General features: G+C 69.3%; 14 protein-coding genes. 3 read left to right on the forward strand and 11 right to left on the reverse strand.

Annotated features, from left to right (window positions below):
- The 8 genes from C5F48_RS17285 to C5F48_RS17320 all read right to left on the reverse strand — a co-directional run.
- Positions 1 to 687, reverse strand: a 687-nt coding sequence (locus tag C5F48_RS17285) for an FAD:protein FMN transferase (protein WP_107665107.1), incomplete at its 3' end; no start/stop codon positions are given.
- The gene (locus C5F48_RS17290) at positions 687 to 1,244 is read right to left on the reverse strand and encodes a nitrous oxide reductase accessory protein NosL (RefSeq protein WP_107665108.1); all 558 of its coding nucleotides are present in this window, start codon (positions 1,242 to 1,244) and stop codon (positions 687 to 689) included. The genes C5F48_RS17285 and C5F48_RS17290, both read right to left, overlap by 1 nt.
- A complete protein-coding gene (locus C5F48_RS17295) occupies positions 1,241 to 2,062 on the reverse strand; it encodes an ABC transporter permease (RefSeq protein ID WP_107665109.1) in 822 nt (273 codons plus the stop codon). The genes C5F48_RS17290 and C5F48_RS17295 overlap by 4 nt, the downstream gene beginning before the upstream one ends.
- The gene (locus C5F48_RS17300; protein ID WP_107665110.1) at positions 2,059 to 2,952 is read right to left on the reverse strand and encodes an ABC transporter ATP-binding protein; all 894 of its coding nucleotides are present in this window, start codon (positions 2,950 to 2,952) and stop codon (positions 2,059 to 2,061) included. Before C5F48_RS17300 ends, C5F48_RS17295 begins: the two co-directional genes overlap by 4 nt.
- Positions 2,921 to 4,249, reverse strand: coding sequence for a nitrous oxide reductase family maturation protein NosD (locus C5F48_RS17305; RefSeq protein WP_107665111.1), 1,329 nt, complete (start codon positions 4,247 to 4,249; stop codon positions 2,921 to 2,923). The genes C5F48_RS17300 and C5F48_RS17305 overlap by 32 nt, the downstream gene beginning before the upstream one ends.
- Positions 4,250 to 4,251: 2 nt before the next feature.
- Positions 4,252 to 6,198: a TAT-dependent nitrous-oxide reductase gene (gene nosZ / locus C5F48_RS17310; RefSeq protein WP_107665112.1), complete on the reverse strand. Its 1,947-nt coding sequence runs from the start codon at positions 6,196 to 6,198 to the stop codon at positions 4,252 to 4,254.
- Positions 6,191 to 8,374: a NosR/NirI family protein gene (locus C5F48_RS17315; protein ID WP_107665113.1), complete on the reverse strand. Its 2,184-nt coding sequence runs from the start codon at positions 8,372 to 8,374 to the stop codon at positions 6,191 to 6,193. Before C5F48_RS17315 ends, nosZ begins: the two co-directional genes overlap by 8 nt.
- A gap of 3 nt (positions 8,375 to 8,377) precedes the next feature.
- Positions 8,378 to 8,740, reverse strand: coding sequence for a hypothetical protein (locus C5F48_RS17320; RefSeq protein ID WP_107665114.1), 363 nt, complete (start codon positions 8,738 to 8,740; stop codon positions 8,378 to 8,380).
- Positions 8,741 to 8,914: 174 nt separating this feature from the next.
- Here C5F48_RS17320 and C5F48_RS17325 point away from each other — a divergent pair, with 174 nt between their 5' ends.
- The gene (locus C5F48_RS17325) at positions 8,915 to 9,382 is read left to right on the forward strand and encodes an RrF2 family transcriptional regulator (RefSeq protein ID WP_107665115.1); all 468 of its coding nucleotides are present in this window, start codon (positions 8,915 to 8,917) and stop codon (positions 9,380 to 9,382) included.
- A gap of 38 nt (positions 9,383 to 9,420) precedes the next feature.
- On the opposite strand, the gene C5F48_RS17330 is transcribed toward C5F48_RS17325, so the two are convergent.
- A complete protein-coding gene (locus C5F48_RS17330; protein ID WP_107665116.1) occupies positions 9,421 to 10,116 on the reverse strand; it encodes a Crp/Fnr family transcriptional regulator in 696 nt (231 codons plus the stop codon).
- 183 nt (positions 10,117 to 10,299) lie between these two features.
- Here C5F48_RS17330 and C5F48_RS17335 point away from each other — a divergent pair, with 183 nt between their 5' ends.
- Entirely contained in the window at positions 10,300 to 11,487 is a 1,188-nt protein-coding gene (locus C5F48_RS17335) for an NnrS family protein (RefSeq protein ID WP_107665117.1), read from the forward strand.
- Between the two features lie 82 nt (positions 11,488 to 11,569).
- Complete coding sequence (locus C5F48_RS17340) at positions 11,570 to 12,004, forward strand: pseudoazurin (protein WP_107665118.1); 435 nt, start codon at positions 11,570 to 11,572, stop codon at positions 12,002 to 12,004.
- Positions 12,005 to 12,136: 132 nt separating this feature from the next.
- Here C5F48_RS17340 and C5F48_RS17345 read toward each other — a convergent pair whose 3' ends face one another.
- Entirely contained in the window at positions 12,137 to 13,156 is a 1,020-nt protein-coding gene (locus tag C5F48_RS17345) for a nucleotidyltransferase family protein (RefSeq protein ID WP_107665119.1), read from the reverse strand.
- A gap of 365 nt (positions 13,157 to 13,521) precedes the next feature.
- On the reverse strand, positions 13,522 to 13,964 hold a 443-nt coding region (locus C5F48_RS17350), incomplete at its 5' end, for a copper chaperone PCu(A)C (protein WP_146170629.1).

Below are 13,964 nucleotides of genomic sequence, written 5' to 3' on the forward strand. Positions count from 1 at the left end.
GCGTGGCGCGGAGCTGGCGAGCGCCATGTCGCGCAGGGTCAGACCCTCGCCGGAGGCCAGCGCCACCGGCCAGTCGCCGCCCTCCGGATGGCCTCCCAGCGCGCGCAGCTCGCCCGTGTCCACCAGGATGTCCCCCAGCCCCTCGGCCTTCAGCAGCTCCGACACCCGGTCGGCGATGAACCCCTGGGCGACCCCGTTCAGCGTCAGCGCCATGCCGGGCTCCAGCCGGACCTGCGCCGCGTCGAACCGCAGCCTGTGCCAGCCGGTCTTGCGGCGTTCCGCCTCGAGCGTCCCGGCGTCGGGCGCGGCCCCTTCAGCGAAATGCCGGGCGTAGCTGGCCCAGAGCGGCTGGATCGTCGGGTCGAAGGCCCCCGCCGTCGCCGCATGCACCCGGTCGCAGAGGCTCAGGCAATCCAGCAACTCGAAGGAGGGGGCATCGAGCCGCGCCTCGGCGTTCAACCGGCTCAGCTCCGAACCCGGATCGTAGAGGCTGAAGATCCGCTCCAGCCGGGCGATCTCCGCCATCGCGCGGGCGGCGATGCGTGGCGCGTCGGGATGGGCGAGCAGGATCGTCACGGTCGCGCCGAGCGCCTGACCGCGGGCGCGGTGGAGCGGCGCGGCCTGCGCCGGATTGGCGACGAACAGGGCGGCGCTGAGCGTCAGGAAGCGGCGGCGGGAAAGCTGCATCAGTTCTGCCTCCGATCCGAAAGCCGGCGGAGGGAGTCGGCATAGCTTGCCTCGTCGCTGTCCTCTGCCGGGGCCACCGGCTCCAGCACGTCGCGGTCGCCAATGGCGGCGAAGGCCATCACCGCGCCGCCCTCGCGCCCCGCAAAGCCCTGCGCGGCGGTCTCGCTGGAAAACGGCACCAGCTCCGGCGCATCCATGCCGCCGCGGGCGGCGGAGCCGACCACGTAGACGGCGCTCTCGGCGTCGATCCAGTTGGTCACCCCCGGCTCCTGCCAGCTCTGGGCCGCGCCCATATCGTTCACATAGATCGCGGTGATGGCGCCTTCCTGTTCGGGCATCCGCTGGAAGGCGAGGGCGTCGCGCACCTGGCTGAAGAACAGCGGCGCCTCGACGCCTGCCAGATGCACCTGCGCCTTGGGTCCGGGGTGGCCCAGCAGGTCCATCTGGCAATAATGCCCCACGGCCTCGGCGGTCAGCGCCACCGGCAACGGGCGGTTGGCGGCCTCTTCCCGGCATCCCGGCAGGGCGAGGAGCGCGATCAGCATCAGGCGTTTCATGGGGTGATCCTTCGGAAGGCGGCCACCGCCAGCCCGAAGGCGGCGAGCGGCCAGAGCAGCATCGACAGCAGCGCGTGCAGCGGCGGTATGGCATTGGCCGCGCCCGCGACACCCGCCGCCGCGGCGGTGGCGGAAGAGGCGGAGAGGTTGAACAGCCGGAAGGCATCCGCCGGGTTGCACAGCAGAAGCCAGGGGAAGACATGCGTGGTGAAGCCGCCGCCGCTGTCGGCGACCACGGCGGCCAGCAGCCCCAGATCGTAGAGCACGACCAGCACCAGCCAGAGGCCGATGGCCAGACCGGCGGCGGCGCCGGGACGGCGGGCGACGGCCGAGAGGGCGTAGCCGATGCCGAGGAAGGCGGCGCCGAGCAGAAGCGAGGTCCAGAACAGCCGCAGCAGCGCCGGCAGGCCCGCCATGGCCTCCGGGTCGAAGGCGAAGGCGGAGCCGGCGGCGAGGCCGTAGCCGATGCCGATGGCCAGCGCGAGGATCGCCAGATGGGCGGTGAACTTGCCCAGGAGCAGCTCGGCCCGGGTGATCGGATAGGCGAGCACCAGCGCCAGCGTGCCGCGCTCCACCTCGCCCGCGACGGCGTCGAAGGACATCAGCAGCGCCACCAGCGGCACGAGATAGACGGCGAGGCTGGTGAGGCTCGCGACCGTCACCGACAGCCGGTCGGCCCCAACCGCGCCGGTGGCGCCGCTGCCGGCGGCGGCCAGCACCAGCGAGAACAGCGCCATCATGATGACGACGATGGCGACCCAGCGGTTGCGCAAGGCGATCCGCAGTTCGGCCCCGGCGGTGGCAAGGATGCGGCTCATTCGGCGGCCCTCCGGCTGAAGTGGCTGTAGATGTCTTCCAGACTGGGCGGCACGATCTCCACATCCTCGATCAGGCTCCCCAACCAGGCGATGTCCCCCAGCCGCGCCAGCTTGTCGTCGTGACCGCAGAAGAGGTCGATGCCTACGCCGTTGCGCCGGCTGCCCGACAGCCGCGCGGCGACCGTGGCCACCGTGTCGGGGCGGGCGGTGACATGCAGGCGGATCGGCAGGCTCGCCCGGTGCCGCAGGGCGGCCAGCGTGTCGTCCGCCATCAGCCTGCCGCCGGAGAGGATGACGATCCGGTCGGTCCGCGCCTCCACCTCGGTCAGCGCGTGGCTGGACAGCAGGATCGCGGTGCCCGACGCGGCCAGCTCGTCCAGGATCGCGTAGAAGTCGCGGCGCGACACCGGGTCGAGGCCGCTGGTCGGCTCGTCCAGCACCATCAGTTGCGGTTGCCCGATCAGCGCCTGCGCAAGGCCGACGCGTTGCCGCATGCCCTTGGAATAGGTGCCGATCCGCCGCCGCGCCGCCGCGCCGAGGTTCACCCGCTCCAACAGGCGCATCGCCAGCGCCGGGCTTTCGCCGCGCAGCCGCAGATAGTATTCCAGCTGCTCCAGCCCGGTCAGCGCCGGGTGGAATGCGGCGCTCTCCGGCAGATAGGAAACGCCGGCCCGGGCCGCAGTGCTGCCGGGGGCATGGCCCAGCACCTCCACCCGGCCGCTGTCGCAGGGGATCAGCCCCAGCACGATCTTCATCAGCGTGGATTTCCCGGCGCCGTTGTGGCCCAGCAGCGCCACGCGCTCGCCGGGGGCGACGGTGAAACCGACGGCATCCAGCGCCGTCGCGCCGTCATAGGTCTTAGTGACCGCCGAGAGGGTCAAGCTCTGCATCGTCAAGTGCTCCATTGGCCCAGTCGGGCCGCGAGGCGGCCTCCATCGCGGCGATATGTTCAGGGACGGCGATCGTCACCGGCGTCATCAGCGGGAAGGAATCCCGCACGCCGCCGGGCAGGGTCGCCGGGAAATTGGCCTGGCTCCAGCGGATCAGCTGCACGGCCGGAGAGCCGATCAGCAGCGCCGCCGCGGGCTGGGACCAGAGGATGTGATCCATGAGGTCGTTGGGCCGGAACCGCCCGTCGGCGATGCCGTCGCCGTCCAGATCGAAGGCCGGGTGATCCGACCAGAAGTTGCCCTGCCCCTCGAAGCTCCACTCGATGTCGCGCGAGCCGACGTATTTCACCTGCTCACGGTTGCCGATGAAGGCGTTGCCGGTCAGCGTGTTCTTCTCGGAGCCGGCGGTGAAGTGGATGCCGATGGCGCAGCCCTCGAAGCGGTTGTCGTGGATGACATTGCGCTGCGCGTTGTAGATGAAGGTGCATTTCTCGGCGCCGCCGCGCACCAGGTTGCCCGCGATCTCGGCGTTGCTCACCGCGTTCAGCATCACCCCGTGGCTGCGGTCGCCGAGGCTCAGGTTGTCCGTCACCGTCAGGTGATGCGAGGACATCAGCGCGAAGCCGAGGTGGTTGCCGATCGAGACGTTGCCCGACACCTCGTTGTTGTTGGCATACATGTAATGCACCCCGAAGCGCAGGTCGCGCAGCAGGTTGTTGCGGAAGGTGTTGTGGTGCGAGACGTTGACGAAGATCCCGTCGCGGCCGTAGCGGATGTCGTTGCCCTCGACCAGCAGCCCCGGAGCCATCCAGACATAGACGCCGTTGCCGCGGGCGTTCATATGCGCATCGCGCCGCCCGACGATGGTGTTGCCGCGCAGCGTGGCGTCGGTCGCCCCGTGCACGTCCACGCCGACCAGATTGCCGATGAGCCGGTTGCCCTCGACCAGCGGGCGCTCGGCGCCCTTCAGCAGGCGGATGCCGCTGTCGATGTCGGTATGCGAACTGCCCGAGCCGACGATCTCCAGCCCGCGCAGGGTCACGTCGTCGCCGGTCACCCGGATCACGCTGCCCTGGCCGTGACCGTCGATCACCGCCTGTCCCTTGCCGTCCAGCGTCACCGGACGGTCGAGCAACACCGGGCCGTCGTGGCGGCCCGGCGCGAGGATCAGCACGTCGCCGGGAGCGGCCCCGGCAATGGCGGACAGCAGCGCCCCCGCCTCGGCAGGCACCAGCCGTTCCGCCGCCGCCACGGGGGCAGCCAGCGCAAGCAGCAGGCAGAGGAGGGGGCGCCACATGGTCAGGCTGCCTTCGGCTCGACGAACATCCGGCCACGCATCTCCATGTGGAGCGCGTGGCAGAACCACTGGCAGTAATACCAGTAGACGCCCGGGCTGGCCGCGACGAAGGTCACGGAAGCCGTCGCCTGAGGCGCCACCTCCATGGCGACGCCGTGGTTACCCATGGTGAAGCCGTGGGTGAGGTCGTCCACGTCGTCGAGGTTGGTGCAGATGATCGTCACCTCGTCGCCCTCCTTCACGGTGAACTTCTCGAGACTGAAGGCTGGCGCGATCGAGGTCATGTAGACCCGCACCTTGTTGCCGTCGCGGATGACCGCATCGGTGAAGTCGTCGATGTTCACCCCGTCGGCCTCGGCCTGCCTGCGGGTTTCGGCCCACATCGGGTCCTGACGATCCCAGACCGAACGGATGTTGGTCATCTTCGAGGCATGCACCGCGATGGCGTCATGCGGTTCGGCGAAGTTGGGACCGTCATGCAACAGCACCATCTTGTCGCCCGAGATGTCGAACAGCTGGTCGTTCTCGGGTTTCAGCGGGCCGACGTTCAGGAAACGGTCCTTGGAGAACTTGGACAGGCAGACCAGCCACTTGCCGTCGGCCTCCAGCGTTTCGCCCATCGTCGTCTTCAGGTGGCCCGGCTGGTAATGCACGTCGACCTTGTCGAGGATCGGATCGACCTGCGCGCCATTGTAGGCGTCGATGGCCTTCTGGATGTTCCACTTGACCACCTGGCTGTCGAGGAACAGCGAGGTATAGGCGTTGCCCGCGCCGTCGAAGGCGGTGTGCAGCGGACCGAGACCCAGCTCCGGCTCGGCCACCACGACCGAGCGCGGATCCGCGTCGCTGGTGAACAGCGCGTCGATCCGCGTCACGTCGATCACCGTCACCGTCGGCGACAGCTTGCCGGCGATGCAGAGGTGCTTGCGGTCCGGCGCCATGTTGCAGCCATGCGGGTTGTTGGCGATCGGGATGTAGCGGGTGTACTGTTTGTTCTGGCCCTTGCGGCCATCCAGAACCTTGACCCCGTTCAGCTCCTGGAAGTCGCCTGCGGCGATGCCCTTCTCGATCTCGGCGAGGTTGAAGATCACCACGTGATCCATCTCGGCTTCCATCATCTCGCCGAGGTTGGTGCCCATCTCCGAGTTGTAGGAGGTCGAGAAGGCATACTTGCCCTCGTAATCCGCTTCGGCGTTGTCGAGGTTGCCGCTGACGATGATCTGCCAGGCGACCTTCATCTCGTCGGCGTTCACCGCGGTGAAGAAGTTCACATATTGCGACGGATCGTCGAGGATCTTGCCGTCATTGACGAGCGGCGTCTCGTCCTCGCCGTTGCAGAACAGGTAGTTGGTGCGCGGCCATTTCTGCGGACGCATGCCGTGGATCGCCTTGGCGTTCGGGATCTCGAGGATCTTGTCGGTCTTCATCACGTCGCAGCGCACCCGGGCGACGCGGGTGTTGGCCTTGTCGTTCATGTAGAGGTAGCGACCATCATACTTGCCCTCGGTGTAGGACATGTGCAGGTGGTGCAGGTCGCCGTTGTCGTGCACCGTCTTGCCGTTGGCGGCGAGGAAGGCCTTGGTCTTGTCGGTCATGTTCTCGGTCATGATCCTGATCGACTCGTTGGTCTTGCCCCAGCCGGTCGCCGAGCAGCGATTGAACACCGGCACCCGCATCAGCTCGCGCATCGAGGGGATGCCGAGGATGCGCATCTCGCCGGTCTGACCCGAGGACCAGAAGCCGTAGTATTCGTCCAGCTCGCCGGGGGCGAGGTTGGCATGCGCGCCCTGGGCGCGGGCCGTGCCGGTGGCGGCCACCGTGGCCACGCCGGCGCCGCCGAGCAGGACCGCGGCCTGCGGTGCGCCGAAGGCGCCCAGCATCGCTCCGCCGGCGGTTGCGCCCAGCAGCCCGCGGCGGCTGATGCCTGTGGTTTCCGATCTGTCAGACATTTTGTCTTTCCTTCAGGTTGGGATGGTTTGCGATGGCGGGGTCCGAGAGGTCCCGCGCCGTGGCGATGGACTGGCGGCGCTTCATCTGCTTGATGACCACCGGGCACTTCGCCTTCGACTGGTAGAGCACCTGGCAATGCAGGCAGTTGACGCACTCGTTCGGGTTGATCTCGCCCGTGGGGTGGATCGCCTGGACGGGGCATTCGTTGGCGCAGGTCTGACAGGGGCTGCCGCATTCATGGTAGCGTTTCAGCCAGTCGAACATCCTGATCCGCGCCGGGATCGCCAGCGCCGCGCCGAGCGGGCAGAGGTAGCGGCAGTAGAACCGCTCCACGAAGAGCCCGAGCCCAAGCAGGACCAGCGCGTAGAGCACGAAGGGCCAGGCCCGGTCGAACTTCAGCACGATGGCGGTCTTGAACGGCTCGATCTCGGCCAGCTGTTCGGCCCGGTCGACCGAGGCCAGCGTGACCGCGAAGAGCCCGAGGAACAGGATGTATTTCACCGCCCAGAGCCGTTCGTGCAGCCCCCAGGGCAGCGTCCATTGCGGCACGCGGCAGAGCCGGGCGAGGCGGTTGGTCAGCTCCTGCAGCGCGCCGAAGGGGCAGAGCCAGCCGCAATAGGCGCCGCGGCCCCAGAACAGCAGCGCGGCGGCGACCGAGGACCAGAGGATGAAGGTCAGCGGGTCCAGAAGGAACGCCTGCCAGGAGAAGCCGGTGATCAGCGAGGAGACCAGCGCCATCAGGTTGACGATGGAAAGCTGCGCATTGGCGTACCAGCCGAGGAAGACCAGCGTCGTGGTCAGGAAGCCGATGCGGAACCAGAAGAACAACCGGTCAGACCGCGTGACCCAGAACTGGAAGAAGAAGGCGGCGGTCAGCACGGCCAGCATCGCCAGCACGCCCGCGATCTCGACCGTGCTGTCGCGCCAGATCCGCTGCCAGAGCTCGGACTGGGCGGCCTGTTCGGCGGCTTCATCGCTCACGGCTGCGGCTGGCGCGACCAACTCCCGCAGATAGGCGGGCGGCAGTTGGTAGCCGAGGTCGAAGGTGGTGAAGATCTTCTCGATCGGGCCGACGGCGCGATGCACCAGCAGTTGCAGCCGGAAAGGCTCGGTCGGGTCGAAGCCGGTATCGGCGGGAATGCGGAACAGGTCCATCTCCGGCAGGGAGGGCCTGCCGGTTGCGGCGATCTCGCCAAGCCTGCGATGCTCCTTGTCGCGGAACCGGATGGTGATATCGCCCTGGATCAGCACGAAGCGGTCGAAGATCCCGCCGCGCACATAGCCGGAGCCCTTGTAGGAATAGTCGCCCCGCCCGGCCAGCATCAGCGCGCTGTCGCCCGGTTGCAGCCAGGCCTGCAGGTTGGCGGCCTCGGCCTCGCCGAGCAGGCTGCGGCCGATGGCCGGCACGCTGACGAGGCTGGCATAGACATCGATGAAGCCAGCCTCCGGCGCGCCGGGCTCTGGCCGCGCGGCGGCGCGAGGGTCGCCGAGTTCGGCGAAGGCCGCGTTGATCTGGCCCACGTCCAGCGACAGCCGCCGCAGCGTGCCGTCGCCCAGCAGCGTCTGCCAATCGGTCGCCGCGCTGGCGTCGGGCGCCAGCTCGCGCTGCGGCCCGGTCGCGGCGGCCTCGGCCTGCAGCCCGCCGAGGCCCAGGGCCCGCGCCACCCGGAGCCCGGAGCGCAGGATGGAGTCGTCGATCACCATCACCGTCACGGTCGCGCCGGAAATGATGTTCAGCTCGTGGTCGCCGCCCTTGGCCTGCTCGACGAAATCGAAACCGATGTAGCCGGCGATCAGCGCGCGGATCTTCGCCTCGGGGATGCCCACCAGCACGATGGGCTCGGAATGCTTCACCAGTTTCAGCCCGGCCATCCGGCCATCGAGACTGACAGCCCCGAGCACATGGATCGGCTTGCCGGAATAGCCAGTGGTGCCGACGAAATCCGAGGTGAGGAAGGCCCAGGCCACCGTCTCGCCGCCGCGCAGCACCGGAGCCGCCGGCAGGTCGGCGCGCAGCGCCCCATAGGCGTCGGCCCCGGGCACCAGCTCGGCGGCGGGCACCTCGGCAAGGTAATGCGGCAGGAGAGGGGTGTCGGCCTGCGCCGGCCCGACGATGGCGAGCGGGAAGAGGAGGGCGCAGAGGGTCAGCAGGCGGAGGGCCAGGGAGAACAGCATCGGTCAGACCTCGGACGGGGGGCCGCGCGCCGTCCCGGTGACGGCGGAGCGGTCAAGGGGGCGTTCCGGCCGCGGCAGGCAGGTCTCGCAACGGGTGACGGGCGGGAGCGGGCGGGCAAGGGCCTGCGGCGCGAGGGCCGGGCCCGGCTGCAGACAGTCGGGGCAGCCGTGCCCGGTGCAGTCCGCCGGATCGACGACATTGCCCTCGGCATCCAGCGTGACCGTCTTCGCGCCGTCACCGGAGCAGATCACCATCTCGGTCTGCCACGGCATCGGTCCGCCGTGCTCCGGGCCTGCGGTCAGGCCGGCGCCGGTCAGCGCGAGGCTGAGCAGGGCGGAGAGGCAGAGGCGCACGATACAGGTCATGCCGCCTTGCTAGACGCGGCGCACGACCCTCACCTTGATATAGGTCATGTGATCTATCCTTTTTACAGCCGCGTCACAAAGCCGGTTGCAGGCGGGTCGCAGCAGGGCAATGCTTGACGGAGGTCAATGACCGCCGCGGGTGCGGCTGTCACACCCAGCCAGACCGGAGGACCGATGCGTCTGACCAAATTCAGCGACTATGCCTTGCGCGTGCTCGTCTTCGCGGCCTCGGTGCCCGAGGGGCGGCGGGTGACGATCGCCGAGACGGCGGCAGTCTATGGCATCTCGCAGGGCCATCTGAAGAAGGTGGTGATGCTGCTGACCCACGCCGGCTTCCTGCACGGCGAGCGTGGCCGCAGCGGGGGCTACCGGCTGGCCGCCCCGGCGGACCGGATCAGGCTGGGCGCGGTGGTGCGCGCCACCGAAGCCGATTTCGCGATGGTCGAGTGCTTCCAGACCGGCCAGCGCTGCCGCATCGAGGCGCAGTGCCGGATTCCGCCGATCCTGTCGAATGCGACCGCCGCCTTCCTCGATGTGCTCGACGCCCACACCCTGGCCGACATCGCCCTCGAGGCCCGCTTCCTGCCCCCCGGGCCGATGGCGACCGCTGCCGCCACGGATCCGCGCGCCGGGTCAGCCTGACCGCTCGCCCGGCCACATCTCGGCGATGCACCCGCCGCCTAGCCTTCCGCCCCGCTCAACATCACCAGCTGATGCGGCGCCGTCACCACGATGCGCCTGCGCGCGCTTTCCACGATGCCCTGCTTTTCCCAGGCGCTGAGCAGGCGGCTGACGGTGTGCAGCGTCGTGCCGGTCATGTCCGAGATGTTCTGCCGGGTAATCGGAAAGCCGATCTCGATCCCGGTCGCCACCTTGCGGCCCGACTGGGTCGCCATCCGCAACAGCGCCGCCGCCACCCGCTGCTCGACCTGCTGGGTGGCGAGCTCGGTGATGCGGGCCTGCATCTCGCCCAGCCGCGCCCCGACGGTGCGGTAGGTCTCGGTGGCGAAGCCGTCATAGCGCTGGGTGAACTCCGCCCAGTGCCGCACCGGCCAGGACAGCGCCAGCGATTCCGCCGCCGTCATCGCGGTCGCCGGATAGGTGTCGCGCCCGAGCGCGGGGGCGATGCCGAACAGCTGCCCCGGCCCGATATGCAGCGCGATGATCTGCTCGCCGCCCGGGGTGGTGCGGATCACCCGGATCGTGCCGTCCAGCAACAGGAAGAAGCGCTCGGCCGCCAGCCCCTCGCCGAAGACCGCCACGCCCTCGTCATAGCGGCGCGGCGTCGCCAGATCGAGGATCGCGCGGATCTGCGCCCTGTCCAGCCGGCTGAAGGGCGGCAGCGCGCTGAGAAGGCTTTCGTCGAGCTTGTTCAAGGTCGGTCCGGAAGGTTGCGCCAGCACAACGAGCGGCCCGTCCTGCCTAACCTATAACCGGCGGATACGAAACCTGCCGCTTGCCGGCGCTTCGTAGGCAGCCGCGAGCGTCCCAGCCCTGGCTGATCACCTTGGGCGGCGCGGGCCTCGCGTCGCCCTTTTTCCATCCCCAAGGAGGCAGAGATGGTGAACAAACCCGACTACACCGGCCCCGCGCTGTTCAGCTACGGCTTCCGGCCGTTCTTCCTCGGGGCGGCGCTGCTCGCCTTGGGGGTGGTTCCGGTCTGGATGCTGGCCTATTCCGGCCGGCTGACGCTGGGCGGCCCCTTCGCGCCGCTGGATTGGCATATCCACGAATTGCTCTTCGGCTACACCTCGGCCGTGCTGGCGGGTTTTCTCTTCACCGCGGTGCCGAACTGGACCGGGCGGATGCCGACCCGCGGCCTGCCGCTGATCGTGCTGGTCGTGCTCTGGTGCCTCGGCAGGCTGGCGGTCGCGGGGGCTTTCGGACTCTCGCCGCTCATGGTCCTGCTGATCGACGCCGCCTTCCTGGCGGCGGTCGCCGCGATGGTGGTCGCCGAGATCGTCGCCGGAAAGAACTGGGGCAACCTGAAGGTGGTGATCCCGGTCGGGATCTATCTGGCCGCCAACGTCACCTTCCACCTCGAGGCGATGCTGACGGGCGGCAGCGACATCGGCCGCCGTCTGGGCTTCGCGGTGGTCGCCTTCCTGATCATGCTGATCGGCGGGCGCATCATTCCCAGCTTCACCCGGAACTGGATGGTCAAGCAGGGCGTGACGCTGCTGCCCGCGCCCTTCGGCCGGTTCGACGGGATCTGCCTGATCGCGGCGGCCGTGGCGATGCTGCTCTGGACGGCCTGGCCCGAGGCGGTCGTCAGCGCCCTGTGCCTCGTGGCGGCGGCAGTCCTGCACGCCCTCCGGCTGTCCCGCTGGCACGGCGAGCGGACCTGGCCTTCGCCGCTGCTCCTGATGCTGCATCTCGCTTACCTCTTCCTGCCGCTCGGCCTTCTGGCGACCGCCCTGGCCGGGCTGGGTCTGCTGCCGACGGCGACCGGGATGCATCTGCTCGGCATCGGCTCGACGGGCGGCATGACGGTCGCGGTGATGATGCGCGCCTCGCTTGGCCACACCGGCCGGGCGCTGGAGGCGGGCCGCCTCCTCACCACGGGCTTCGTCTGCCTGGCGCTGGCGGCGCTGGTGCGGGTTGTCCTGCCCGACGCGGAGATCGCCGGGATCGGCGGGCTCTGGATCGCCGCGGCGCTGTGGGTCGCGGGCTTCGGCCTCTTCGCCTGGCGCATCGGCCCGGTGCTGCTTCGCCCCAAGCTGGCGCGGCGGACGGCGAACGCCTGACCGCGCCCGAAGGTTGTGGCGGCGCAAAGAACCGCGCCGCGACAGCCCCTAGGCTTTCCCCACACACATCAAAGGAAACCAGATGTTCAAGATCCTCTGCACCGCCGCCCTCGCCGGCCTGATGCTGTCCGTCCCCTCCGCCGCCGCCACCTTCGAGGTGAAGATGCTCAACAAGGGCGCCGACGGCATCATGGTGTTCGAACCCGGCTTCACCGCCATCGCCCCCGGCGACACCGTGGTGTTCCAGCCCACCGACCGGGGCCACAATGTCGAAACCATCAAGGGCATGCTGCCGGAGGGGGCGGAGGCGTTCAAGAGCAAGATGGGCGAGGAGGTCTCGGTCACCTTCACCGAGGAAGGCCTCTACGGCATCAAATGCACGCCGCATGCCGGGATGGGCATGGTGGGGCTGATCGCGGTCGGCGCCCCGGTCAATCTGGAGGCCGCACTTGCCGTTCCGCAGAAGGGCAAGGCGAAGAAGCGCTTCGACGCCCTGTTCGAACAGCTTCCCGAATAGCACCGACGAGCGGGCGGCAGTCAGAGAGACGCCGCCCGTCTCGGCGCAGCCCGAGGCCGGGCCGCCGCTTCCTGGCGGATTCGAGCCGGTCGCGCCGACCCGACCGCCCTCCCCCCGGGCGCCTGCCGCTCCCTACATCAGCCCGCGCAGCACCTCCGCGGTCTCCGGCATCCGCGCCAGGCTCGCCTCCAGCCGCTCACGCCAGCGCGGGCCGCGGGACCGGGCATCCGCGAAGGCTTCGGCAAGGTCATCGGGACGGTCCTCGGCAAGGACCGAGATCAGGAACGCCGCTTGCCCCCGATCCTTCCGCGCCTTCGCCTGATCCGGCCCGCCCTGCCGCCGATCCGCGACGATCAGCTTGTGGATCGCGAACCGCTCGGGCCGCGGAATGCGCACGAGCACGCCGGAGCGATAGAGGGCGATCGCCGGGATCGGCTCCGCGATCAGGAAATTCAGGTAGTTGAGGCCCTGTGCGCTGACCTTGAGCGCGGGAAGCGGCTTGACCCCCTCATCGCCGAAGGCAGGGGTCAGGAACTCGACCATCGCCTCGCCCCGGTTCTGCCGCCATTTCCAGATCTGGCGATCCTGCACGCCCGGAACCGGATCGAATTTCAGCGCCTGCAGGATCTCGCCGGGGCTCTCCTCGACACGGTCGCCGAGCGCCACCGACAGGCGCTCGAAGCTGGCGAAATCGATGTCCCCGGTCTGCGCGAGCTCCTCGGAATCGAACCGCACGCCGAGCTCCCCCTGGTAGAGGGCATAGGCCGCGGTGCCCACCAGCGTCCCTCCCAGCCGGAACACCCCGGCGCGCGCGAAGGCCAGGAGCAGCGAGCCGGTATCGCGATCCGTGCCGATGAGCCCCTCGGCGCGCAGCACCCGGGCCAGCCGCGCCATGGTCTTCCTGCGGTCCCCGCCCTGCGCCTTCAGCTCGGCGCTGCGCGCCAGACGCGCCCGCAGCTCGGGGGAGCCCTCGCCCAGGTAGCGGCTCTTCATCTCGGTGCCGAGACGGAACTTGTCATAGAGATAGATGCGCCCGTTGCGGCAGCGCTCCTCGACGCTGCCGATCAGGTCCGAGGCCACCTCGTCGAGGTGCAGGCGCAAGAGGTCCTGATAGGCCACCTGCGCGGCGCGGGAATGGGAAATGGCAGACATCGCATCACCTGACTTGTGTGCATCAAATATGCGATTGCTGCAGACGAGCGCAAGAGTGCATCCGTCATGAATTTGCTGCACACAGGCCCACCGCCGGCCGGAACAGCCGTCCCAAGGTGACGTTGCCGATGACCGGCGCGCTCAAGCACCGGCTCGCCGGTGGCCGCCCCGCCGTCAGCGGCAGCCGGTCGCCCCACTCGCAGCGCGCCCGCGCCCCCCTAGGCCAGAACCGCGCCGACCGGACGCCGCAGCGACATCGCCGGGCCACGCCCGAAGCGGCTGACCAGATCGGGCCGCGCGCCGGGCATCCCCCGCCAGCGCGCGAACCCCGCCCGGATGGCCGGGGCCTCGACGGGTCGCCGCCCTCAATGGTCATGGCCCGCATGGCTGTGGGATGTCGCCCCCGCCGGCCCCACCTCCACCTCGACGGGGAGGCGCGTCGCGCCGAACTCGAGCACCATGTCCAGATGCTGCCCGGCCTCCAGCGGCTCGCCGATGTCCTTCAGCCGCAGCGCCAGGCTGTGCGGCTCGAGCTCGATCGTGATCTTCGCCGGTATCGGGAGCGACGGCAGCCTCGTCCAGACCTCCGCGCCCTCCTGGAAGCCGAAGCCGACGATCTCCACGCGGCCCGCCTCGGCCACCGAGGCCCCGGTCAGCATCGCCTCCTCATCGCCGCGGTTCTCGATCCGCAGGAAGACATCGGCCTCCCGACCCGTGGTGGCGGCCGTCCAGGCGTGCAGCACGCCAGCCTGGCGCTGCGGCTGAAGGACATCGGCGAGCCGCTGGAGGCCGGGCAGCATCTGGACAT

It is taken from the genome of Cereibacter changlensis JA139 (genome assembly GCF_003034985.1).
GTDB classification, from domain to species: Bacteria; Pseudomonadota; Alphaproteobacteria; order Rhodobacterales; family Rhodobacteraceae; genus Cereibacter; species Cereibacter changlensis.